This window comes from Bacillus sp. MUM 116 (assembly GCF_001866655.1).
In the GTDB taxonomy this organism is placed as follows: Bacteria; Bacillota; Bacilli; order Bacillales; family Cytobacillaceae; genus Neobacillus.
This window is the reverse complement of the sequence record NZ_MLYR01000021.1, coordinates 108280-129370: the sequence shown is the minus strand read 5'-3', so window position 1 is coordinate 129370 and position 21091 is coordinate 108280. Positions and strand designations below refer to the sequence as shown.

General features: G+C 42.8%; 26 protein-coding genes and 1 pseudogene. 7 read left to right on the top strand and 20 right to left on the bottom strand.

Going from position 1 to position 21091, the window contains the following annotated elements; translation table 11 throughout:
• Positions 1 to 109 precede the first annotated feature (109 nt).
• Both BIV60_RS06675 and BIV60_RS06670 read right to left on the bottom strand, forming a co-directional pair.
• Complete coding sequence (locus BIV60_RS06675) at positions 110 to 289, bottom strand: hypothetical protein (protein ID WP_071354946.1); 180 nt, start codon at positions 287 to 289, stop codon at positions 110 to 112.
• Between the two features lie 56 nt (positions 290 to 345).
• Positions 346 to 672, bottom strand: coding sequence for a YflT domain-containing protein (locus BIV60_RS06670; protein WP_071354945.1), 327 nt, complete (start codon positions 670 to 672; stop codon positions 346 to 348).
• A 183-nt stretch (positions 673 to 855) separates the two neighbouring features.
• Here BIV60_RS06670 and BIV60_RS06665 point away from each other — a divergent pair, with 183 nt between their 5' ends.
• Together BIV60_RS06665 and BIV60_RS06660 are read left to right on the top strand one after the other, a co-directional pair.
• Complete coding sequence (locus BIV60_RS06665; protein ID WP_071354944.1) at positions 856 to 1191, top strand: hypothetical protein; 336 nt, start codon at positions 856 to 858, stop codon at positions 1189 to 1191.
• A 72-nt stretch (positions 1192 to 1263) separates the two neighbouring features.
• Positions 1264 to 1515, top strand: a complete 252-nt coding sequence (locus BIV60_RS06660; RefSeq protein ID WP_071354943.1) for a GlsB/YeaQ/YmgE family stress response membrane protein — start codon at positions 1264 to 1266, stop codon at positions 1513 to 1515.
• A gap of 144 nt (positions 1516 to 1659) precedes the next feature.
• Here BIV60_RS06660 and BIV60_RS06655 read toward each other — a convergent pair.
• The 4 genes and pseudogenes from BIV60_RS06655 to BIV60_RS06640 all read right to left on the bottom strand — a co-directional run.
• Positions 1660 to 1836 (bottom strand): annotated as a pseudogene (locus BIV60_RS06655) (KGG domain-containing protein); the annotation flags it as partial.
• Positions 1837 to 2182: 346 nt separating this feature from the next.
• Positions 2183 to 2959 carry an RNA polymerase sigma factor SigB gene (gene sigB, locus BIV60_RS06650; RefSeq protein WP_071354941.1) on the bottom strand — a complete coding sequence of 259 codons (777 nt, stop codon included), beginning with the start codon at positions 2957 to 2959 and terminating at the stop codon, positions 2183 to 2185.
• The gene (gene rsbW / locus BIV60_RS06645) at positions 2925 to 3398 is read right to left on the bottom strand and encodes an anti-sigma B factor RsbW (RefSeq protein WP_071354940.1); all 474 of its coding nucleotides are present in this window, start codon (positions 3396 to 3398) and stop codon (positions 2925 to 2927) included. The genes sigB and rsbW overlap by 35 nt, the downstream gene beginning before the upstream one ends.
• Before the next feature lie 14 nt (positions 3399 to 3412).
• The gene (locus tag BIV60_RS06640) at positions 3413 to 3727 is read right to left on the bottom strand and encodes an anti-sigma factor antagonist (RefSeq protein WP_071354939.1); all 315 of its coding nucleotides are present in this window, start codon (positions 3725 to 3727) and stop codon (positions 3413 to 3415) included.
• Positions 3728 to 3850: 123 nt separating this feature from the next.
• Between BIV60_RS06640 and BIV60_RS06635 the strand changes: the two genes are divergently transcribed.
• Positions 3851 to 4030, top strand: coding sequence for a hypothetical protein (locus tag BIV60_RS06635; protein ID WP_071354938.1), 180 nt, complete (start codon positions 3851 to 3853; stop codon positions 4028 to 4030).
• A 31-nt stretch (positions 4031 to 4061) separates the two neighbouring features.
• Here the strand turns inward: BIV60_RS06635 and BIV60_RS06630 are convergent, their stop codons facing one another.
• Together BIV60_RS06630 and BIV60_RS06625 are read right to left on the bottom strand one after the other, a co-directional pair.
• Positions 4062 to 4913 (bottom strand): CheR family methyltransferase, encoded by an 852-nt coding sequence (locus BIV60_RS06630; RefSeq protein ID WP_071354937.1) that lies wholly within the window; start codon positions 4911 to 4913, stop codon positions 4062 to 4064.
• Positions 4910 to 7657, bottom strand: coding sequence for a CHASE3 domain-containing protein (locus BIV60_RS06625; protein WP_083402137.1), 2748 nt, complete (start codon positions 7655 to 7657; stop codon positions 4910 to 4912). The genes BIV60_RS06630 and BIV60_RS06625 overlap by 4 nt, the downstream gene beginning before the upstream one ends.
• Positions 7658 to 7833: 176 nt before the next feature.
• Between BIV60_RS06625 and BIV60_RS06620 the strand changes: the two genes are divergently transcribed.
• On the top strand, positions 7834 to 8286 hold the full coding sequence (locus BIV60_RS06620) for a Dps family protein (RefSeq protein ID WP_071354936.1): 453 nt from the start codon (positions 7834 to 7836) through the stop codon (positions 8284 to 8286).
• Between the two features lie 108 nt (positions 8287 to 8394).
• Here the strand turns inward: BIV60_RS06620 and BIV60_RS06615 are convergent, their stop codons facing one another.
• From BIV60_RS06615 to BIV60_RS29510, 5 genes are all read right to left on the bottom strand, one after another.
• Entirely contained in the window at positions 8395 to 8676 is a 282-nt protein-coding gene (locus BIV60_RS06615; RefSeq protein ID WP_071354935.1) for a hypothetical protein, read from the bottom strand.
• Positions 8677 to 8686: 10 nt separating this feature from the next.
• Entirely contained in the window at positions 8687 to 9829 is a 1143-nt protein-coding gene (locus tag BIV60_RS06610) for a PP2C family protein-serine/threonine phosphatase (RefSeq protein WP_071354934.1), read from the bottom strand.
• Positions 9830 to 9927: 98 nt separating this feature from the next.
• The gene (locus BIV60_RS06605) at positions 9928 to 10143 is read right to left on the bottom strand and encodes a hypothetical protein (RefSeq protein ID WP_071354933.1); all 216 of its coding nucleotides are present in this window, start codon (positions 10141 to 10143) and stop codon (positions 9928 to 9930) included.
• 293 nt (positions 10144 to 10436) lie between these two features.
• Positions 10437 to 11192: a magnesium transporter CorA family protein gene (locus BIV60_RS06600; protein ID WP_177177232.1), complete on the bottom strand. Its 756-nt coding sequence runs from the start codon at positions 11190 to 11192 to the stop codon at positions 10437 to 10439.
• Positions 11143 to 11340, bottom strand: coding sequence for a hypothetical protein (locus BIV60_RS29510; protein WP_071354931.1), 198 nt, complete (start codon positions 11338 to 11340; stop codon positions 11143 to 11145). Before BIV60_RS29510 ends, BIV60_RS06600 begins: the two co-directional genes overlap by 50 nt.
• A 113-nt stretch (positions 11341 to 11453) precedes the next feature.
• Between BIV60_RS29510 and BIV60_RS06590 the strand changes: the two genes are divergently transcribed.
• A complete protein-coding gene (locus BIV60_RS06590) occupies positions 11454 to 11720 on the top strand; it encodes a hypothetical protein (protein WP_071354930.1) in 267 nt (88 codons plus the stop codon).
• Between the two features lie 47 nt (positions 11721 to 11767).
• A complete protein-coding gene (locus tag BIV60_RS06585; RefSeq protein WP_083402133.1) occupies positions 11768 to 12406 on the top strand; it encodes a hypothetical protein in 639 nt (212 codons plus the stop codon).
• A gap of 192 nt (positions 12407 to 12598) precedes the next feature.
• On the opposite strand, the gene BIV60_RS06580 is transcribed toward BIV60_RS06585, so the two are convergent.
• Entirely contained in the window at positions 12599 to 14089 is a 1491-nt protein-coding gene (locus BIV60_RS06580) for a mechanosensitive ion channel (RefSeq protein WP_071354953.1), read from the bottom strand.
• 140 nt (positions 14090 to 14229) lie between these two features.
• Here BIV60_RS06580 and BIV60_RS06575 point away from each other — a divergent pair, with 140 nt between their 5' ends.
• A complete protein-coding gene (locus tag BIV60_RS06575) occupies positions 14230 to 14400 on the top strand; it encodes a CsbD family protein (RefSeq protein WP_071354929.1) in 171 nt (56 codons plus the stop codon).
• A gap of 310 nt (positions 14401 to 14710) precedes the next feature.
• Here BIV60_RS06575 and nuoN read toward each other — a convergent pair whose 3' ends face one another.
• From nuoN to nuoI, 6 genes are all read right to left on the bottom strand, one after another.
• Positions 14711 to 16222: an NADH-quinone oxidoreductase subunit NuoN gene (gene nuoN / locus BIV60_RS06570; RefSeq protein WP_071354928.1), complete on the bottom strand. Its 1512-nt coding sequence runs from the start codon at positions 16220 to 16222 to the stop codon at positions 14711 to 14713.
• Between the two features lie 6 nt (positions 16223 to 16228).
• Positions 16229 to 17740, bottom strand: a complete 1512-nt coding sequence (locus tag BIV60_RS06565) for an NADH-quinone oxidoreductase subunit M (RefSeq protein ID WP_071354927.1) — start codon at positions 17738 to 17740, stop codon at positions 16229 to 16231.
• Positions 17737 to 19608, bottom strand: a complete 1872-nt coding sequence (gene nuoL / locus BIV60_RS06560) for an NADH-quinone oxidoreductase subunit L (protein WP_071354926.1) — start codon at positions 19606 to 19608, stop codon at positions 17737 to 17739. Before nuoL ends, BIV60_RS06565 begins: the two co-directional genes overlap by 4 nt.
• 169 nt (positions 19609 to 19777) lie before the next feature.
• Positions 19778 to 20092 carry an NADH-quinone oxidoreductase subunit NuoK gene (nuoK, locus tag BIV60_RS06555; RefSeq protein ID WP_071354925.1) on the bottom strand — a complete coding sequence of 105 codons (315 nt, stop codon included), beginning with the start codon at positions 20090 to 20092 and terminating at the stop codon, positions 19778 to 19780.
• Positions 20089 to 20607, bottom strand: a complete 519-nt coding sequence (locus tag BIV60_RS06550; protein WP_071354924.1) for an NADH-quinone oxidoreductase subunit J — start codon at positions 20605 to 20607, stop codon at positions 20089 to 20091. Before BIV60_RS06550 ends, nuoK begins: the two co-directional genes overlap by 4 nt.
• A complete protein-coding gene (nuoI, locus tag BIV60_RS06545; RefSeq protein ID WP_071354923.1) occupies positions 20604 to 21023 on the bottom strand; it encodes an NADH-quinone oxidoreductase subunit NuoI in 420 nt (139 codons plus the stop codon). Before nuoI ends, BIV60_RS06550 begins: the two co-directional genes overlap by 4 nt.
• Positions 21024 to 21091 lie beyond the last annotated feature (68 nt).

Here is a 21091-nt window from a genome sequence, read left to right as displayed (position 1 = left end):
GCATCTTTTCGTAAGAACATTTGCGAAAATTGCCTAGAAATTTAAGTATTTGACCCTTATTAAGGTCCAAAAGCAACAAAGTTCACGAAAAGAGCCTTAATAAAAAAATTTAAGCTCCATTCCAAACCTTCTTTAAATTTAATGGGACATAGATTCGCTCTCCGTGAATTTCCCGGTGGATGATCGGATTCAGAGAATACTTTTCAAAATTGTGTTTTCCGCTCACTTTATGGCGGGCACGCTTATGCACTCCTCGTAATTTTTCCAAGCTTTGATTTGAAAATTTCATTTTTAATTCACCTCTCCTTTTTTATAAAAGCAGGCCAACGAGTGACCCGCCTTCCGTTAAGCTGATTTTGATGCGATTACTACGACTTTTCCATGATCCATTTCTTCCTCATATCGCTCCGCTTCGTCATCCGATAATTCTAATGACTCAAGCATTGTACGCAGTTCGTCTCCCCTTGAACGAAACACATTGGCGATGGAATCGAATACCCCTTGTTCTGCGATGCCGATATCGGAAATATTTAACGCGTGGGTCAAATCTTCTGAGCGATTTTTGTCATGGGCGAGTAAATAAATTTCATTTTTGGTGAACCCTTGACCCATTAATTGGTCAATTTCCTTTTTTGCCTCTACACCATTTTCGACGATTTTTACTGTTTCCATTTAACATCCCTCCAGATTCATATGTTTGTCCGTTGTGGACTTGTCTTTCTATTCTGTATGTAACCGTTTCTTAAAAAATCAAAACCTATTTTTCTAAAATTCTCGTAATTTTGGCCATTCGGGTTAACGATGATTCGATTGTGGGTATAAAAGAAATACTTAAATTTTTTTGGAGGTGTATATATGAAGAAACTGGTTTGTAAAGATTGTGGAAATGCGGAATTTTATGTTGTTCATTTTAATGAAACACAGTGTAAAAAGTGTGGCTTGCACTTAACCCATCCGAGCCAGTACCGCCGAGAGGAATTGCAGCAACGAAAAGAGCATCTTTATTTGGAAATAAAACGGAAGGCAGAAGCCATCTCAAAAATCAGCTTGCTAAAACGGAAAATCGATCAATGTCTGGACGCACACGATCAGGAAGGCTTTAAAAAGTTTACCTGCGAATTAAGGGTTTGCCAGCATTTTTTAAAAACAGGAAGAAGCAATGCAAAAATCCGCTCCAAAGATAAGGTATGAACAAAAGGTTTACCGGTTGAGGATTCGGGTATGTATTTACCATAGATAAAAATTTGAGAGGGGCGAAGATTCATGGCATTTATTTGGTCACTCTTTATTGGAGGAATTATCGGCTGGTTAGCCGGACTGATTCTTGGAAGTGATATACCGGGAGGAATTATTGGAAATATCATTGCCGGGTTTATTGGCGCCTGGCTCAGTTCCCTCATATTGGGGTCATGGGGACCGGTGATTGGAGGGTTTTATATTATTCCAGCCATCATTGGTGCCATTGTGCTAGTATTTATTGTTGGTCTGATCTTAAAAAGTTTAAGGCATGCCTAATTCAGAGTAGACTGCAGCGATGCAGTCTTTTTTGATGGATAAAAGTGAAAAAGATGTTGAATTCATGAAAAAGGCTTGCACAAGATTGTGCAAGACCCTTTTTCAATCTATTCCTTAATCGTCATCACGCTGCTGGTTCCTGCGGGATTCCCCGCCTTTTCTTCCAATCTCCTGATAGAATTCCTTATCATGTTTCTCGGCGGTCGCTTCTCCACCTTTTCTCCCGATCTCCTGATAAAACTCTTTATCATGTTTTTCCGCAGTGGCTTGTCCACCCTTGCGTCCTCTTTCTTTCATACTCATACTATCGTTGTTATCCATTATATTTTCCTCCCTTAAATTTTGATTGGTCTCTTTCATTTACTGTAACTGTAACTAAGTACCGCCCTCATTTTTAGATTGGAAAAGTAAATGCTGACTCCGGTAAGATTATGTCCCGCCAAGCATTGGGGTACTTTCGACAGCTTTAAAAAAATCCATCCTCCATACCTCCCTCACAACTTTGACTTTGTCAGGTTAACATATTGTAACCTTATTATGGATATACCACCATTTCCTACCGTTAAAACCTTTATAATTGTTTTTATACTTTTTTTATTAGCTTACTAGAACCAAAAAGCCGAACCACTATTTTTCTAGAAAATAGTCGTTCGGCTTTCGTTCATCCTTATTTGGCATGGCTGTTAATTTCCTTCCGAAGTTTATCGATTGCCTTCCTTTGCAAGCGGGAAACATGCATCTGCGACATTCCCAATTGCTCAGCCGTTTCTTTTTGACTTTTGTTGTCCAAAAACGTACACTGCAGAATCTCCCGTTCCCGCTCAGATAGTACATGCAGGCTGCTCTCAAGTAACAGCTTCTGATCTACCCGCTCAAAGCCTTCATCAGATGAGCCGATAATATCAAGCCGCGTAACCGTACTCCCCTCAGAGCCCGTCTCTGTTGGCTGGTCGACAGAAGCAGCCTGATAATTTTTCCCCATTTCCATTGCCTCTAATACTTCCTCTTCGGAAATCTCCAGATAATCCGCGATTTCCTGGATTTTCGGGGAACGCTGATATTGATTCGTAAGCTCGTCCACCACGGTTTTTACCCTTGGCCACAATTCCTTGATCCGCCTTGGGACATGTACACCCCACGTCTTATCCCGTAAAAACCGCTTGATTTCACCAATCACCGTCGGAATTAAAAACGCTTCAAAGGGTTTTCCAAAACTCGCGTCATAGCGTCTGAGCGCAACCAATAACCCAATCATGCCCACCTGCATCAGATCTTCGTGAAAATTTTTCACTCTGGAGTATTTTCGCGCCAGGCTCGCGATAAGCGCAGTGTATTGTTCCACCAGAATCGCTTGAGCCGCTGCACTATCGTTTTGCTGAAATTCCTTAATTAACGCATTGATTTCTTCCTTAGTTCGCCTCATGGTTTGCGATGGTTGTGTCATGATTCTCACGCTCCCCACTTAAATACTTCACCATGAAGACCGTCACGCCGGAATGGTTTGTGACGACGACTTCATCCATAAGCGTTTCAATCAAATAGAGACCCAAACCTCCCTCTGTCAGTTGATCCACGGTGCTTGCCTTTGTGTATGGGCCCAGTTCCTGTTTTTTCTTGGTAAAATTAAAACTTTTTCCGTAGTCCGCTACCATAATTTCTAATTTGTCCTTGTAAATACCAAAGCCAAGGACCACCTCTCCGTCTTCGTCATCGCGGTAAGCATGCTGTACAGCATTCGTGCAGGCTTCACTGACAGCGATCTTAATATCCTCAATTTCCTCATATGTAAAACCCATGCGGCTCGTGATTCCTGATAAGGTTAATCGGATAACACCCACATATTCCGGTTTAGCCGGAATTTTCATTTCAATATAATCCATCATTGTCCCCCACCCTTTTACTCTGTTGAAATATGAATAATATTGCTAATGCCGGTAATCTCGAAGAGCCGCTTTAATCGATCTGATAGATCTATCAGCACCAGCTCCCCTTCATTTTTCTTTAATTGTTTAAATAAACCGATAAAAACCCCAAGTCCTGTACTATCCATATAGGAAACTTCCTTTAAACTGACAATCAGTGTCTTGTTTTTCCCTTCCGCCAGCGGCAGGAGCCCTTCTCTTAGCTGTGGTGCCGTATAGGCATCAATTTCGCCAGCAACTTTTACAAAGGTTTCTTCATTATTCTGATGTTTATCTATCTTTAGATTCATTTCATGATCACCTCTGGATTATTTATTTGTTACATACCCGTCTCTTTGGAACCCTAAACCTTTTTTTAAAAAAGTTTCAAAAATAAAATTAGGGGTAGTTAAAAAGAAAGGAGTTGATTCATAATGGTTGAAAAAGTGAAAATGGCGCAGCTTGATGAACAATTGAAGGTTGCTAATAACAACAATAGCTCGATGGTCCAAAATATGGATGAAATCAAAAAACTCGGGAAAGAAATGAAAGAGCAAAAAACCGGCAGGGAGCTGCGGGAAGAAAAACTCACCCAAGACCCGCTGCAAGATTAATCGAAACGGCCCTATAAAAGGGGGCCGTTTTCTATTTCTTCCGATAAATTCGTTCCTGCGAATTGAATTCCTCATATTTAATGTCATTCAGTACAAACATCAGCGATTCCTTACTGCCCAATCCAATGAAGCCCCCATCCGCCAAACTGTTATACATGAGCCCATGTACTTTCAGCTGCAACTCACTGTTAAAATAAATCATGACATTCCGGCACAAAATTACATGAAACTCATTAAACGAACCATCCGTCACCAAATTGTGCTGTGCAAAAAGGAGCTTCTCCTTCATTACCGGACAAAAATATGCAAATTGATGGTCGGTCGTATAGTATTCTGAAAAAGCCTTCTTTCCGCCCGCCGCTAAATAATTTTTCGTATACTGCTGCATTTTTTTCAGCGGAAATGTGCCCTTTTGTGCAACCCTAAGCGCCCTTTCATTCATATCCGTTGCATAGATGGTCGTTTTTTCAGCGAGTCCTTCCTCCTGCATGAGGATCGCCATGGAATAGACCTCCTCCCCCGTCGCACAACCGGCATGCCAAATGCGAATCTCCGGTAGTTCACGGAGCAATGGCACCACTTCGTTGCGAAAGGCCGCAAAAAAGCTGGGGTCGCGGTACATTTCTGTCATCCGAATCGACAAATCATTCAGCAGCCGCTCCAAATAACCTGGGTCATGAAGCACTTTTTCCAATAACGCCGTAATCGTCTCAAGCCTCTCTAACCTCATCCGGTTCGTCACCCTTCTGAATAACGACGCCCGGACATAACCGCGAAAGTCATAGCCATACATCTGATAGAGACCTTCTAGCAACAAATTCATTTCAATATTTTGCAGCTCTGTCGGCGAAAAATCTTCTGTTTCTACTAGTAACTCGCTCATACTCGATTCTCCTGCTCTGTCAGCCACACCCGCATCAGCGAGAATAGCTGCTCAATATTTAATGGCTTCATAATATAATCAGATGCCCCCGCTTCCATACATATACTGCGTTCCCCTTTCATTGCTTTCGCCGTCAACGCAATAATCGGCAGATTCACCATGTTTAGGTCTTGACGGATTGCTTTCATCGCCTCATAGCCGTCCATCACCGGCATCATAATATCCATGAAAACAAGGTCGAAATCGGCATTGCCCTGCAAAATATCGATGGCCCGTTTCCCATTTTCCGCCACTCTTACGATCATGCCTTTTTTCTCAAGTGCTGTTACGATGGCAAACACATTCCGGGTATCATCGTCCACTAAGAGCACTTTTTTATCGATAAATATTTGCTCAGACGATTGGGATTTTTTTTCGAAAGGAATCGGGGCAACTGCCACCTCGTTGATCCCTGCTGCCACTTCCTTAATCGCCTGTTCCTCCTGAAGCGGCTCTGTCTCCAGCCTGCTAGGGATATAGAGAGTAAACGTACTTCCCTTCTGCGGTTCGCTTTCCAGCTCAATCAATCCGCCCAGCAAACGGGTAAATTCGCGGCAAATCGAGAGACCAAGCCCTGTTCCACCATATTGGCGGTTCGTTGTCCCGTCTACCTGTTGAAAGGCATCAAAAATAATTTGCTGCTTATCTGCTGGAATGCCAATTCCCGTATCTGTTACAGAAATCGCTAGGACCGGCTCCTCTGTTGCTAATTTTCCTTCCGGGGCCAGCTCCATCCGTACCGTTACAGAGCCTTTCTCCGTAAATTTAAAGGCGTTCGAGAGAAGATTTTTTAAAATTTGCTGCAATCGTTGTCCATCTGTCGAAAGGATCGGTGGAACATCTGGATGTGTTACAACCTCAAAGGTTACATTCTTTTTCGCCGCGATTGGGTCGAACATGCTTTTTAAGATTTGTGGAATTTCGGTCATATTGACTTCATCGGTTAAAATTTCAATTTTTCCAGCTTCAATTTTCGATAAATCAAGAATATCATCGATCAGTCGCAGTAAATCTTCGCCGGCGGTATACACCACTCGTGAATACTCCTCGACCTCTGCCTTGTCCATTTCCTGATTGCTTTCCATCAGCATTTGCGAGAGGATGAGAATACTGTTCAGCGGTGTGCGCAATTCATGCGAGATGTTGGCAAGAAACTCCGATTTGTATTGCGAACTCTCCTGAAGCTTGATTGAAAATTCCTCCAGTTCATCCTTCGCTTTTTTCAGCTCCGCCGCCCGTTGTTCGGCATAATGGTTTTGCTCTTCCAAAAAGTCGTTGGAAATTTGCAGCTGTTCCTGCTGCATTTGCAACTCTTCTGACTGCGCTTGAAGCTCTTCCGATTGTGCTTGTAATTCCTCTGTTAATACTTGGGATTCACTAAGCAGTCTTTCTACTTCCATCCGTCCGAGCACGCTCGTAATCGATGAACCAAATTTATCTTGAAGCAGGTCCAATAAGGTAAGGTGCTGCGCAAGAAACGGCTGCAATGCTGCGAATTCCACAACTGCCTCGACCTTATCCTCGACGACAATGGGAGCCACTAATAAATTGGTCGGGGAGGATGCTCCGAGGCCAGAAGTCAGTTTAATGTGATCTTCTGGCAGGGTGTCAATCAGAAAGATGCGTTGGTCCAGGGCACATTGTCCGATCATGCCTTCTCCCAAGCGAAAGCTTGATGCAATATCTTCCTGATCTTTAATCGCATAGCCTGCCGTTTTTACAAACTGAACCTTCTGTCCATCCGTCTTCCGTAAATATACAACTCCATAAACCGCATCCAGCATTGGGGCCAGCTTTGTGATAAACGTATGTGCCAATTCCTTAATATCAGTGATCCCTTGATAAATCGTCGAAATCTCTGTCAAACTCTTCTGGGTCCAGCTTTGCTTCTCCAAACTGCTAAGCAAATTATTCATCGCTTCAGCGAGATCGCGCGTTTCATCCCGCGTTTTCACTTTGATTCGTGTGGAAAGGTCGACTTTGGATTCGGTAATACTTTGAATCGTTCTTACGACCTGCTTGATTGTTTTGACAATAGAATTGGCCAGGAAAAAGGCTGTTAATAATGTTATCGCTGTAACCAAGATGATAATCGTATAAAAGGTGATTTTTAAATTGAAGTTATTTTGATTCAGTTTATCAATCCGCTCCGCCGTCAATTTCTTTTCTTCCTGTAAAAAGGAATCAAACTGTTGCTTTAGCTGGTCGGTCAGCTTTTTCCCTCTGTTTTCTTTAAAATGCTGATTCAATGCGGCGGTGTCATTTGCTTTTTTCGCCTTAATTACAAATTCCCCGGAATTTTGAATCCAGCTATGAATCAGCGGTTTAATTTCTTCGAGGTTATGCCTTTGTCCGTCGTTATAAATTAATAGGGAGTGAAGATTATTATAATTGTCCATCCAGCTGCGGCTTCCCTCCTCATAGGGCTCGAGATACTGCTCGTCTCCCGTGATGACATAGCCTCTCATGCCGGTTTCCATGTCGAGAACATTTTTTTGAAGCTGATTGACCAAATCATGCACTTCAATATCGTGACTGGAAACGAAATTGGCTTCTTTCTGTAAAGCTGTCATTCTATTATTTACGATTAGAAGAGAAATCCCTATGCAAATTAGGATGGCCAAATAGCCTGTAATGATTTTGGCCTGAATATTAAATTTGATATTTTTGATGGTCATCGCCTTCTTTCCGGTCTTATTCGACATGAATAACGCCATCATTCTACCATATTCTTCTTGTTGTTTTTCCTGTTTACGGCTATTGTTAGGATAATTTTACCATTTTGAAAAATAACTGAAATATACTTGTAACCTATCTTTTAGTTTGAGTTGTGTTGCGGCTGGGTATTTAATAGATATCAATTTTATTGGAGGGATTGTTTATGGCTACTACAAAAACAAAGGAACTTACGGAAACACTTGATAAGCAGGTGTCGAATTTTTCGGTGCTGTACATGAAACTGCACCATTATCATTGGTATGTGAAAGGCGAGCAGTTTTTCACGCTTCATCTGAAGTTTGAGGAATTGTATAAGGAGGCCTCGTTGCATTTAGATACGATTGCGGAACGAATGCTGTCGCTTCGTGCACTGCCTACGGCTACCTTGAAAGAGCAATTGGAGCTAGCTTCAGTTAAGGAGGCTTCCGGTGATGAGGATACCGCGGCGATGGTAAGGACATTAGCTAAGGATTTTGAAATGATTTGCCGTGAGTTGACCGAGGGAATTACGACGGCGGAGGATCAAGATGATCAGCCGACGGCCGATATGTTTATTGCAATACGGACAACGCTCGAGAAGCACCGCTGGATGTTAGAGGCGTTTTTGGCTGGGTAAGGGAAGATGAGTTCTTATGATAGTTTGTTCTAACAAGCCCGGAAGGATATTTTTCACTTTAATTTTAAAAAGGTATCCTTCCCCCTAGCTTTGAAAGACAATATTTGCTTATAATCGAAAAATTTGTCCCTCCAACTTGTCTGGAGGGACAATATTTGTTTTATATCTAATAATTTGTCCTTCCAACTTGCCTGGAGAGACAATATTTGTTTTATATCTAATAATTTGTCCTTCCAATCTGCCTGCAGGGACAATATTTGTTTTATATCTAATAATTTGTCCTTCCAACTTGCCTTGAAGGGCAATATTTGTTTTATATCTTATAATTTGTCCTTCCAACTTGCCTGGAGAGACAATATTTGTTTTACATCCGGAAATTTGTCCCTCCAACTTGCCATAATCAACTCTTCGCCGATATCATCACCAAACACATATCATCCTTCGGCAGATTCAGTGGCTCGGCGCTTTGCTGGATCTTCTCCAAAACTAGTGCAGGAGTATCATTTTCCTTTTCCTGTAAAGTGCGAATGATTTTTGAGGTAGCATCCTCATACTCTTCCTCCAGCCATTCCGACAACCCATCCGTAAACAATAAAAGCCGCACCTCGTCCGAATAGCGAATGACCCCTTTTGTGATGTCAATCTCCTCAAAAAATCCGATTGCACAGCAGCCTTCTGTCAAAAGCTTCACTTCATCATCAACAATCGCAATCCCAGCTGGATGACCCGCATTCACATACTCAATCGTCTGTTGCTCCGTGTCCAGCACAAAATAAATCGCTGTAAAATAATAGTTAATCAAACTATCCGGCAAATGGAGCTGGTTCATCCTCCGATTCAACTCCCGCATGACTGACTCCGGATCGCCGAACTCTACAATGGTATCCTTTAAAACAGAATAGATGTACATGCACATAAGCGAAGAAGAAATCCCATGCCCCATCATATCAAGCAAAATTACCGCATAGCGGTTGGGGCTAATCTGATGCCAGGCATACAAATCGCCGGCAAGCTCAAAGGACGGACGATAGACCGCCGAAATCGCTATTTTTTCATCCTCAATCGGATGGCTGAGCATGCTGAGCTGCACCTGCTTCGCCAAATCCAACTCGTATTGGATCCGCTTATCGCGCTCCTTCCGCAAATCCTTCTCCTGCTTTAAACGGAGCACGGATCGAATCCTCGCCAACAGCTCAATTTTATTGATAGGTTTCATGACATAATCCAGCGCGCCGGCATCCATCGCCTCTGCCATCTTATTGGAATCTCCCATGGCCGTTACAAAAATAATCGGAAGGTCTTGATACCGCTCATCTGCGAGAATCGTCCGGCACCCCTCCACGCCATCAATTTCCGGCATCATCAAATCCAGCAAAATCAAGTCAACCGGGACCTCAGCCGTTTTTGGCCCATCCAGCTGCAAATATTGATAAAGATCTTTGGCAGATGATCGTTTTACAATGCGGTCATACCCGTCTTTCTGTAGAATTTTTTCGATAATCATTAAATTCGTCAGGTTATCGTCGACAATGACAATATTCATCGTCTCTCCCCTTTTCGTCTATGTATCTATTTTTATCATCGTACTAAAACAGCGAGAGACTTGTCATGTCTCTCGCTCATTTATTTAAACAAGCTCACTTAAACCCGCTTGCTGATATTATAACCTGAAGTTTCATTCTGTTTATCTTCTTCTCGACGCCCATTCTGCAACAGCGATTCCTTAATGTACTTTTCTGTCCGTTTTTGTTGAGAGTCTGCTCTCTCTACTTCTCTATCATTATTGTCATAAGCACCTCGTCCCTCTTGACGGCCTGCTTCTCCCATTTTCTTTTGATCAAATAAATTTTTATCCATGTCTATCTCCTCCTCTTTTTTTAAAGATTGCCGCTGTTCCATTCTAGCTTTCTACTGAATTTGCAGCTGCATATTTACACCACCCTCTTTCCAAGTTTGGCAACCTTGTTTTTTAAATACCCCTCTCAGTGAGACTTAAACACTTTTTTATTAAAATTTGATAATCATGGCCCTTATTGACGGCATGAAGTTCCAAATCTACAGCGGTTCATGTTGGAAATGGTCTTCATCAAAGGCATGAACACCTAATCTACTTGCGATTACAAGGGGATACGGTTTTCATAGAACATCCTTTATTTAAAAAACGACCCCTTGCTCTTACCCTGCAACAAATCTCCTGTCCAACCCTTTATTTTTAAATAACCATAAAGCAGGAGCGTGAAAACGATGGTGATAATAATCGAAAAAGGATAACCATACTTCCAGCCAAGCTCCGGCATATACTTGAAATTCATTCCCCATAATGCCCCGAAAGCCATAATCGGGGTAAAAATCGTCGTGATTACCGTTAATGTTTTCATGATTTTATTGCCGCGGTGGGAGGAAATGACCTCTTCCAAATTGATCATCGAATCAAGCTCATGCTCATACTCATTGAGTAGCACGAAGGCCCGCTCAATCCGTTTACCCGCGCAGTGGAATATCTCACCATCCCCGCTTTCATGAAGCTTGACTTCCTCAATCGCCATTTTTAATTCCTTGATTGGGATTAAGAGATTCTTCCACACCAACAACTCGTGCCGCTGGCGGTACACCAATTCGAGTATTCTCGTTTCATTCCGTTTGCGGACACTCCAGATCAAGGTTTTGAGCGATTCCTCAAATTGATCAATTTCCGCTAACATTTCATTCATCAATTCCCCGAGGAACAGCAAAAAGCCATTCACCGCATTTTCCATTTGGTCCATTCTCTTTAAATCAAACGGGCTCACATCAAGATCCACCGTTATCCATTTATCGGTTGTTAAATAAAAATGAAAAATCTTGTAATCTTGTTCTTTAACAAAGCTGTCTATAAATAAGCGACGCATGCAGCGCCTTCTTCCCATTTTCCAGCACCTCCACCCGAAGGCAGTTACTTTTATTTTTCCGAACCCGTTCCAGCCAAACATGGGCATGCCCATCCGGCTTTGTTGAGCTAGTAATCTCGTTTTTATTTAACTGAATCCACTTCCACTTCTCGAATACCTTTTCCATCGAAATCTCCTTTTTTCTAGTAAATCCCCGTTTTTTCAACCTTTAAAACGTTTAATGACTATAAAAAGGGGTATTGATAAGTAAGCTTCAAATTAGAGGAGGTAGGATAATAAATGAAACGAAGTATCGGAATGGCATCACTTGTGGCTGCCGGGATTGGCGCTTCGGCAATGTGGTTATCCAATAAACCGAATCGCATCAAAGCAGAAAGTTTATTACGGGAATGGAAACGCAAAATTTTCCCGACTGTTTTCGAAAAAAGCGAACAGCTTCCTATTCATAAAGGCGGGCATCCGCATCCACATGATTTAGAGGATAATAAGATGGTGGATGAAGGCGCAATGTACTCAGTTAAATTTTATAATGAGAAGATTCAATAGATAGTTGGGGCGCATTTTGCCCCAACTATTTTCATGAGAGGTGAAAAATGAATTTACTCTTTTTACTCATTTATTTCATCATCATTGTCGGGGTCATTGAAATTTTTGTGGTCTTATTTCGATTAACCGGCCTGAAAGTGGAAATCTCCCGGTTTCAGGTCATTTCCTTGATGACCAGCACTGGTTTTACCACTGATGAATCAGAATTCATTTTGGGGCATCCCATCCGCCGCAAACTGGCGGCCTTTCTCATTTTGTTCGGAGCATTTTCTTTGGCCGTAATTATCTCGTCGATCAGCCAGTTTTTATCAAAGGGGCTGCAGGCAAAGGAGGTTTTGGTTCTCGTTGCTGTGGTGTTATGTGTATATCTGGCCCTTAAACTACCCTGGGTTCAGCGGGAACTTTCAGACCTATTTAATCGCAAAATGAAAGAGAATGTGGAGATCGCTGATTTGCCGGCTCGGGAGGTTTTTTTAAAAAATAAAGAAGATACCCTGCTTTTTCTTCCTATTTTTCGAGAATCCAAGCTTGCTCGTCACACGCTTCATCAATCTATCGAAAAATACGACCAGCTTGAGATGAGTGTCCTGTTTATTAAACGCGGAAAGGTGAAAATTCGGAGAAACTTATTAGATACTCCCCTTCATAAAGGCGTCAAGTCCTGTTATTTGGTACGAAAAAGGTAATCTATGAAACTTTTTATCAAGATTTGCAATTGATGAACGAAAAAGAAGTTGAAAAAGGGCTCCTCTGAGAGTTTTTTCAACTTCTTTATTAGGATCGTGGAGTAAAATTACCCTAAATTTACAGATATAAAGAATTTATCCGCGAATCAACAATAAACAATCCGGCCCCCCTCAAGGTCCGGATTAAAAATCCTACTTATTTTTCCCCTCACTTAGTTTTTCATCAAGCCGACTTAAATATTTCTGCGCAAACTCCTTGCCGCCAATCCCGAATGCGAGACCAAACGCGAGCGCCAAGCCGCCTAAAACGAGGATAAACGCAGCATTCACGATCGAATGAGCTACACCTAATTGATCCAATGCCATAAACACGGTAATCGCGAAGATTGTATATTTTGCCACCGCTGTCAAAGTGCGGGCATAGCGGTGCTGCAGAACATTTTGCAAGACGCGCTCTACTAATTGGCCCAAATAGAGTCCAATCCCAAGAATGACAATCGCCGCAAACAGCATAGGCAAGTAAGCAATCACACCCGATGCCAACGTTACCAAGAAATATAAATGCACAATTTGCAGGGCTTCCGCTGTAAATAACAACACGACAACGATTTTAACGAGCAATCCAACCATTTGTGACAGCGTATGCTTCGACTGTTCCGGGGTTAATGAACCGATGCCCATTTGATGAAATAGACTATCAAACTTTAAACGCCAAAGCATTCGTGATACCATTTTTTCTAACCATTTTCCAAACCATAGGCCTGCTAAAATCAAGACAATGGCCACCAAAATATTTGGAATCAGTGTCAATACATGATGCAGCATCGCAATAGCCGGATCAGAAATCCCTTTTAAATCCAGTTTTTCTAATGCAGAAATAACCGCCGGAATAATCACAAGTACAAACGCGATATTTCCAATCACACCCGATAGATTGTCCACTAACCCGATTCGCTGCCCAATCAAGTCCACTCCAATACTTTTTAATAGATTCGTTAAAATATCACGGGCAATTTTAGCAATCAGCCAGCCGATGAAGCCAATCAGTGCCGCGGCAAACAGCTTCGGAATAAATGACAACATTATACTTAGCGCATGTGAAAACGGATCAGAAATCCCCTCCATATGTAGCGCTCCAAGTACTGCCGGTAAAAATAACAGCAGGATAAAATAGAAAATTCCTTTTGCGATACTATTTACTACTTTAAAAGCATCCACTTCACTCTTATTCATTTTCCATTTTACGAGATGCTTTTCAAAATGAAACATGGAGGCGCCTTTGATAAACAGCATCCGCACCAGGTATGCCACGACCCAAGCAAGCAACAGAATCAAGGCTGCTTTTAATAGATTCGGAATCGCTCCCGTTAAGGCGGAGACCATTTTTACAAGCGGTGCTGCAATTAAGCCAAGGTTCAGCATGTTAAAAAAGATAATCCAGACAAATACAAGCAATAGATAATAAACGATTTTTCCGACAATGACTTCGGATGAAACCTTCCTTTTTCCAAAATTCGAAAATAGTTTATTATCGAGATTTGTTTTCTTTAATCCTGCTTCTACCGCCTTTCCAATCGCTTTTGCGACAAGCCAGCCTACAAGTAAAATGAGAAATGCAAGCAATAGATTCGGAATTTGTTGGAGGTAATAAGACCAGCCATTCATCATTTGATTCAGATTCATTTTTCCATCTCCTTTTCTCACGTTTGCTTGGTTATGTACTACCCGTGATGGATTGTTTTCAAACATAATCGAAAAAAGGTTTACCCCCTTTTCCAAGCGGGTACTACCTAATCGAAACCAATTATAAGGAGGCAGGTAATATGAATAACGAAAAACTAAAAGGCAGTCTGGATAAGGTAAAAGGGGAAGTAAAAGAGCAATGGGGAAAATTAACCGATGACCACTCAAAAGAAGCGGAAGGAAAAATGGATAAGGTAAAAGGGAAATTGAAAGAAGGCTATGGTAAGGTAAAAGATGAATTAAAGCGTTAAAGTGAGAAAGAGGCCCGCACACAAGCGGGCCTCTTTCCTTTTTTTACCTAGCAATCATGCTTAGACTTCGAGAATTGTCCAGCTCCAGCACCTCGCCCCTCGTGGGGAAAAATGAACAGCTTTTTTCCTAGGTTGCTTCGGCCTCGACGATGAAGTCAAAGAACGACTTCACCGAAGGGCCTAAAGCCTTGGCTACAGAAAGCTAACGCTTTCTGTACGTATTTAGTGCGACTAAGTCTCTGGCTTCGCTAACGCTTGCCAACCGACTAGTCTTACTATATCGGGGCTGATCAAGGCGCTTCCGCTTTTCTTACTGCAAAAAGTCTGCAAATTGATTAAAGTGGTTGTGCAGGAAGTCTAATGCCAAGTTTGGCGCAACTCCGAATAGCACTGATGCCACAACTGCGACAATTAAGACAACTAAGATTCCAAATGGAACATTGAACTTGCTTTCGTCAGCAGCTGGACGGAAGAACATTTGCGTCATGACACCGAAATAGTAGAAATAAGATACAACCGTCGTCGCAATCATGATTGACGCCAGCACATAGTGTGACTGTCCCGCAAACGTTCCGATAAAGATATTCAACTTACCGATAAAACCGGCTGTTCCAGGGAAACCAGCTAAAGAAACAAGCAAAATTCCCATCGCAACCGCTAATACCGGTGACCGGCGGTATAGTCCAGCGTAATCGGCAATCTTCTCTGTTCCTGTTTTTTCTGAAACCAATTGGATTACGGCAAAGGCGCCAAGGTTCATGAACAAATATGCTAATAGATAGAACCAGATGGCATCAAACATGATGAAGTTCATCGATGCAAAGGCCACAAGGATGTAACCGGCATGGGCAATACTTGAGTAAGCAAACATTCTTTTGATATTCGTTTGTTTCAAGGCAACGACGTTACCGATGATCATCGTAGCAGCAGCTATAAAGCTGATATAATCCTGCATTTTAAATAAAATCGGTGCAGAACCAGGGCCTTCCGACGCGGCGACGCCGAATACCGATAACAGAATGCGGATGACGATCACGAAACCGGCCGTTTTTGAAACAACGCTCAAAAACGCAGTAACTGGTGTTGGTGCTCCTTGATAAACGTCTGGTGCCCACATATGGTACGGAGCGGCAGCAAGCTTAAAGGATAAACCAACGAAAATCATCAAAAATGCCAGGCCAAGCAAATACACATGCTGGCTGTCGGCAAGACTTTGCAATTGTCCGGCGATGGAGAGCAGGTTCGTTGTACCGGTCAAACCGTACACATAGCTCATCCCGAACAAGGTAATCGCAGAAGAAATACTGCCGTTAATGACGTATTTCATCGCTGATTCATTCGAGCCGGCATGGCGTTTGCGAATCCCTGCTAATATATAAGAAGAAATCGAAAGCACTTCCAGCCCGACAAATAGGGTAATTAAGTCTCCGCTTGAAGTCATGAACATCGCACCAAGCAAAGCTGTTAAGAACAGATAATAAAACTCGCCTTGATATTGTTTCATGCCGTCCTTTGGTTCATAGCTGATGGCTAAGAACATAACGAGCATAGAACCAACAAGAAGAAGAACCTTAAAGGCCTTTCCAAAGCCGTCGAGACGGAAGGTATCTTGTAAAATAGAAACCGTTCCCTGGTCAATCATTCCAAGAACTGAAATCAACGCGGCAAAAATCCCGGCAATGCCAATCCAGCCTAGAATTCTGCGGTCCTGATTTTTTGGCATAAATAAATCCAGAAGGGTTAGGACGGCAGCAACCCCGACGATGATGAATTCCGGTGTCATAGCGCCCCAGTTAAATGATTCCAATGCTTTGATGTCCATCCTTCATCACCCTCCTATCCCAAGCAGTATAGTTTCAAGTGTGGCATGAAGTGGTGAGCTTAAAACACTTGGATATACACCGATTAACACGATTAAAAACGTTAAAACAACTACTGGTACAAGTTCCGCACCTTTTAAATCAACAACACCGGTGAATTCACGGTGTGCCTGGCCGTACGTAATGCCTAGCACGGCACGAAGTAAATAAACGGCGGTCATGATAATTCCGATTGTTCCAACGGCAGCGATGACCGGCATTTCTTTGAACAAGCCAAGGAACGCCATGAATTCGCTGACGAAACCAGACATACCTGGAAGTCCGAGTGAGGCTAGACCACCGGCAAGCAAGAATCCTGCAGCTCGCGGCATCCCCTTTGCCATCCCGCCAAGGTTTTCGATTAAAGATGTGTTTGTACGCTCGTAGAACACACCCACTAGGAAGAACAATAGAGCCGAAATCAAGCCGTGGGATACCACTTGGAAAATCGCTCCTTGAATGCCCGCTTCATTCATGGCAGCAAGACCGATTAATACAATACCCATGTGGGAAATCGAAGAATAGGCCAACACCATTTTGAAGTCGGATTGAATGAACGCCAAGAAGGCACCATATAAAAGATTGATAACCCCAAGGATGGCCAGCATAACAGCAAGCTTATCAAACTGTGCCGGAAAGATTCCCATTCCAAAACGGATTAAACCGTACGCACCGATTTTTAGTAGAATACCAGAGTGAATCATAACCACTGAAGGTGGTGCTTGTACGTGCACACGCAGCATCCAGCTATGCAATGGGAAAATCGGTAATTTTACCCCAAAGGCAATGAGCAAGGCAATAAACAAGCCCATCTTCAGGTCGCCCGAAATCGGACCTCCTTTGACATTGACAATATGCTGTAATTGCTCAATATTTGTTGTTCCCGTTTTGGAAAACAAGATCATGATAGCAATTAATAATACGGCTGATCCCAATCCGTTGTAGATTAAGAAACTGTATGCCGCTTTTTCTTTTTCAAAATAACCCCATTTTCCGATTAAGAAGAACGTTGGAATTAACGTTACCTCGAAGAAGATAAAGAACAAAATTAAGTTTTCTGCTGTAAACACGCCGAGCATGCCAATTTCTAAAAGAAGGAACAGCATGAAATAGCCTTTCCACTCTTTTTTCACAAATTGAGCCGCGCCAATCGCTGACAGCGTCGCAATTACGGCCGTTAAGACGACTAATAACAGCTGGAAACCGCCGATGGCAAGCTCGTATCTTACGGTTAACAGGTCTCTTGCCGCACCGGTCAAGTTCCCGAATTTAATCCATGGAACCGATACGGAAAAATCCGCCAGGTTTTTACCTGCTTGATAATGTAAATAAATGGCCAGTGCCAGAAGCAAGGCTGGCAAGGTTGCCAAGAAACCAACTGCTTTAATAGCCTTTTCCGCTGTCTTTGGCATGAAAGCTAAGACCACAATCCCTAGTAACGGGGAGAATACTAGGAGCGAAAGAACAGATGTCAGATTCATTTTAAGTACCCCCCTGTTAATGCGAAGATGACAGCGAGAACGGCAAGACCCACGAAGGCAACCGCGCCATAGGTTTGAACCTGTCCGGTTTGCATTTTTGAACCGGATGCCCCAAGTCCTTGAACAAACCCGACAACACCCTTCACAATTCCTTCGACAATGAATACGTCAATGAAACGTAAGAAGTAACTAATTCCGGTTACAACGGCAACCACTGTCATTTGATAAAACTCGTCGATGTAATATTTGTTTAACAAAATCGTATGCAGCGTATCACCGCTTCCACTCAACCAGTTACGTGATAGGGAACGTTTGCCGTAGATGAGCCATGCAAGGTAAATTCCAAGCAAGGAGACAACAGTTGCGGCAATCATGATCCACACTGGTGCTTTTACATGAGCATGTGCTGCCAATGCTTCGTTTCCATCTACTAACCAATCGCCAAAGAATTCACCGAACCATGGAGTGTTGACATAACCAGCAACGACCGCTAACACACCAAGAATGATCATTGGGATGGTCATATTCGATGCTGATTCATGAACATGCTTTTGCTCGCCTCGCGCTTCACCGGTAAACACCATGAAGAACAGGCGGAACATGTAGAAGGCTGTAAAGAATGCCGCTATTAACGCCAACACGAAAAGGATTGGATGGCCGCCTTCCCATGCGGATGCTAAAATTTCATCTTTACTGAAGAAACCTGATAAAAGCGGAAACCCGCTGATCGCAAGTGTTCCGATTAAGAATAATGGTCCAGTCAGACGAAGCTTTTTCCAAAGTCCGCCCATTTCCTCGATATTCTGCGTATGCACCGCATGGATGACACTGCCTGCTGCAAGGAACAAGAGTGCTTTAAAGAATGCATGCGTCATTAAGTGGAATACCCCGGCAACATAGCCGGCAGAACCAAGGGCAAGCATCATGTAGCCAAGCTGGCTGACCGTTGAATACGCTAAAACTCGTTTAATATCTGTTTGCACAAGACCAATGCTTGCGGCAAAAATCGCTGTAATCCCGCCGATGACGGCAATAACCATTAATGCTGTTTTACTCGCCAAGAACAATGGGAATAGTGCAGCAACCAAGTAGACCCCGGCTGCAACCATTGTGGCAGCGTGGATTAAAGCTGAAACTGGTGTCGGGCCTTCCATCGCATCAGGCAGCCACGTATGGAGCGGGAACTGACCTGATTTACCGACAGCTCCGATAAAGATTAAGATGGCTGTCAAGGTAATCATCGATTGTGGAACGGCACCGTTTCCGATGGCGGCGAAAATTTCACTATATTCAAAGCTTTTTGTTTCCCAGAATAGCAAGATCATTCCGATTAAAAGACCAACATCCCCGATACGGGTCATGATAAAGGCCTTTTTCGCAGCAGCCCTTGCCTCTTCTTTGTAAAAATAGAATCCGATTAAGAGGAAGGAACCGACCCCGACAAGCTCCCAGAAAATATAGGTTTGCAAAAGATTTGGTGAAATCACGAGACCAAGCATTGCAAACGTAAAGAGCCCTAAATAGGCATAGAATACGTGGAACCGCTCATCGCCATGCATGTACCCTTTGGAGTACGTATGTACTAAGCAACTTACGAGCGATACAATTACTAGCATTAATGCATTTAATTGGTTCACTTCAAAGCCCGCTGTTAAATGAAGATCTCCTATCGTCAGCCAGTCTGCCTTCGTTACATAGGTTGGCTCTGTGAAGCGTTCAAAGAGCACTAACACCGAATAAACAAGCGATGCCAATGTGAGCAGAATTCCCACATATGCACTCGCTTCCTTCAGGCGCTTCCCGAATAGAAGCAGGAGCAAAAACGATAATAGCGGGAAAAGCGGTATGAGCCATGCATTTTCCATCAATATCACGATCCCCTTTTTTAAACGCGCTACCGCTGTTTGATTGTTAAATTGCGCGTCAGATTGGGCCCGCTAAATATAGCAGGTCATGTAAAGGTGCGGCCCTGCCGTTCACCCTACTAGAGCAGGTTGAAAAATTCTACCTGCGCTATTCATCACAAAATGTTTAAAACTAATTTTTCAATTTATTCATTTCGTCAATATTCACCGTCTTCTTGTTGTTGTAAAGCGAAATGAGGATGGCTAATCCGACCGCTGCTTCTGCTGCGGCTACGCAAATCGCAAATAGGGCAAAGATTTGTCCGGTGATGGACGGTGTTAAGCCATATTTACTGAAGGTAACCAGGTTAATATTAACCGCATTCAGCATTAATTCAATCGAGATTAGGACAATCACGGTGTTGCGTTTTGTTAAGGCACCGTACAAGCCGATGCAGAACAGAATCAGCGCAAGGGCCAGGAAGGCTGAAGCAGGAATTGAACTCATTCGTCGTCCGCCTCCTTCTTGTCTTTTTTCGCTAAAACAATTGCCCCGACCAGTGCCACCAATAATAAAACAGAGGTTAATTCAAACGGAATCACCCATTTGGAGTAAAGAGCTTTACCGATTTGCATCGTGTTATTTTCATGCAAAGTGGTCGGAACTTGTTCAATGTTAAAGTTATAGATGCCAATGTAGACGGTAAAGGCAAATCCGATAACTCCCAAGAACAAGAGAAACTTTCGGAGTCTGCCCGTTTTCGGTTCACTTTCGTCATCATGCTTCGTTAACATGATTCCAAAAAGCATGATGATGGTAATCGCACCTGAATATATCAGGATTTGCACAGCTGCGACGAATTCTGCCGAAAGCAAGACATAGATGCCGGCAATGGCCACGAAAGTGAAGATGAGGGCAACAACCATGTGCACGACCTTATTCAGGTTTAAAAGGAGCACACCGCCGATGACCGCCACCAAGGCAAGACCCATAAATGCGAGAAACTCGCCTGAAAATGTCATGGTTTATTCACCTGCCGTATGTTTTCGTCGTTCTCATCCAACCATTCGAGGTTTTTAAATAACGCGTCCCTGCTGTATTCCGCAAGTTCGAAGTTATTGGTCATAATAATCGCTTCGGTCGGACAGACCTCTGTACATAAATCGCAAAGGATGCAAATCTCGAAATTAATATCGTACGTATCGATGATTTTCCCTTTTTTCGTTGGATCCGGATGTTTTTTACCGACTAAATCAATACATTCGGTCGGGCAAATGTTCATGCACTGGTTACAAACGATGCATTTTTCCGGATAAAATTTTTGAATGCCGCGGAACCGGTCTGGCAGTGGCAGCGGCTTTTTCGGATAGTCATACGTGACCTTTTCTTTTGTTAACTGTTTTAGGGTATATTTCAAGCCTTTTGCTAATCCAAGCACGTTTTTCACCCCTCTTACTATTTTAAAGTTTGACTTGCAGTCTCTCGTGTGGAAGTCAAGGTATCAGA

Coding starts and splice junctions, on each gene's coding strand:
- BIV60_RS06610 (WP_071354934.1), bottom strand. CDS start 9,829: ATGAATATTGTCATTGTCGACGATAACCTGACGAATTTAATGATTATC.
- BIV60_RS06550 (WP_071354924.1), bottom strand. CDS start 20,607: ATGACATTTTCAGGCGAGTTTCTCGCATTTATGGGTCTTGCCTTGGTG.
- BIV60_RS06575 (WP_071354929.1), top strand. CDS start 14,230: ATGAATAACGAAAAACTAAAAGGCAGTCTGGATAAGGTAAAAGGGGAA.
- BIV60_RS06670 (WP_071354945.1), bottom strand. CDS start 672: ATGGAAACAGTAAAAATCGTCGAAAATGGTGTAGAGGCAAAAAAGGAA.
- BIV60_RS06600 (WP_177177232.1), bottom strand. CDS start 11,192: ATGGGAAGAAGGCGCTGCATGCGTCGCTTATTTATAGACAGCTTTGTT.
- rsbW (WP_071354940.1), bottom strand. CDS start 3,398: ATGATGGATTATATTGAAATGAAAATTCCGGCTAAACCGGAATATGTG.
- BIV60_RS06635 (WP_071354938.1), top strand. CDS start 3,851: ATGGTTGAAAAAGTGAAAATGGCGCAGCTTGATGAACAATTGAAGGTT.
- BIV60_RS06565 (WP_071354927.1), bottom strand. CDS start 17,740: ATGAATCTGACATCTGTTCTTTCGCTCCTAGTATTCTCCCCGTTACTA.
- BIV60_RS06665 (WP_071354944.1), top strand. CDS start 856: ATGAAGAAACTGGTTTGTAAAGATTGTGGAAATGCGGAATTTTATGTT.
- BIV60_RS06590 (WP_071354930.1), top strand. CDS start 11,454: ATGAAACGAAGTATCGGAATGGCATCACTTGTGGCTGCCGGGATTGGC.
- BIV60_RS06640 (WP_071354939.1), bottom strand. CDS start 3,727: ATGAATCTAAAGATAGATAAACATCAGAATAATGAAGAAACCTTTGTA.
- BIV60_RS06585 (WP_083402133.1), top strand. CDS start 11,768: ATGAATTTACTCTTTTTACTCATTTATTTCATCATCATTGTCGGGGTC.
- BIV60_RS06625 (WP_083402137.1), bottom strand. CDS start 7,657: ATGTCGAATAAGACCGGAAAGAAGGCGATGACCATCAAAAATATCAAA.
- BIV60_RS06675 (WP_071354946.1), bottom strand. CDS start 289: ATGAAATTTTCAAATCAAAGCTTGGAAAAATTACGAGGAGTGCATAAG.
- nuoN (WP_071354928.1), bottom strand. CDS start 16,222: ATGGACATCAAAGCATTGGAATCATTTAACTGGGGCGCTATGACACCG.
- BIV60_RS06605 (WP_071354933.1), bottom strand. CDS start 10,143: ATGGATAAAAATTTATTTGATCAAAAGAAAATGGGAGAAGCAGGCCGT.
- BIV60_RS06630 (WP_071354937.1), bottom strand. CDS start 4,913: ATGAGCGAGTTACTAGTAGAAACAGAAGATTTTTCGCCGACAGAGCTG.
- BIV60_RS06620 (WP_071354936.1), top strand. CDS start 7,834: ATGGCTACTACAAAAACAAAGGAACTTACGGAAACACTTGATAAGCAG.
- BIV60_RS29510 (WP_071354931.1), bottom strand. CDS start 11,340: ATGGAAAAGGTATTCGAGAAGTGGAAGTGGATTCAGTTAAATAAAAAC.
- BIV60_RS06660 (WP_071354943.1), top strand. CDS start 1,264: ATGGCATTTATTTGGTCACTCTTTATTGGAGGAATTATCGGCTGGTTA.
- BIV60_RS06580 (WP_071354953.1), bottom strand. CDS start 14,089: ATGAATCTGAATCAAATGATGAATGGCTGGTCTTATTACCTCCAACAA.
- nuoK (WP_071354925.1), bottom strand. CDS start 20,092: ATGAGTTCAATTCCTGCTTCAGCCTTCCTGGCCCTTGCGCTGATTCTG.
- sigB (WP_071354941.1), bottom strand. CDS start 2,959: ATGACACAACCATCGCAAACCATGAGGCGAACTAAGGAAGAAATCAAT.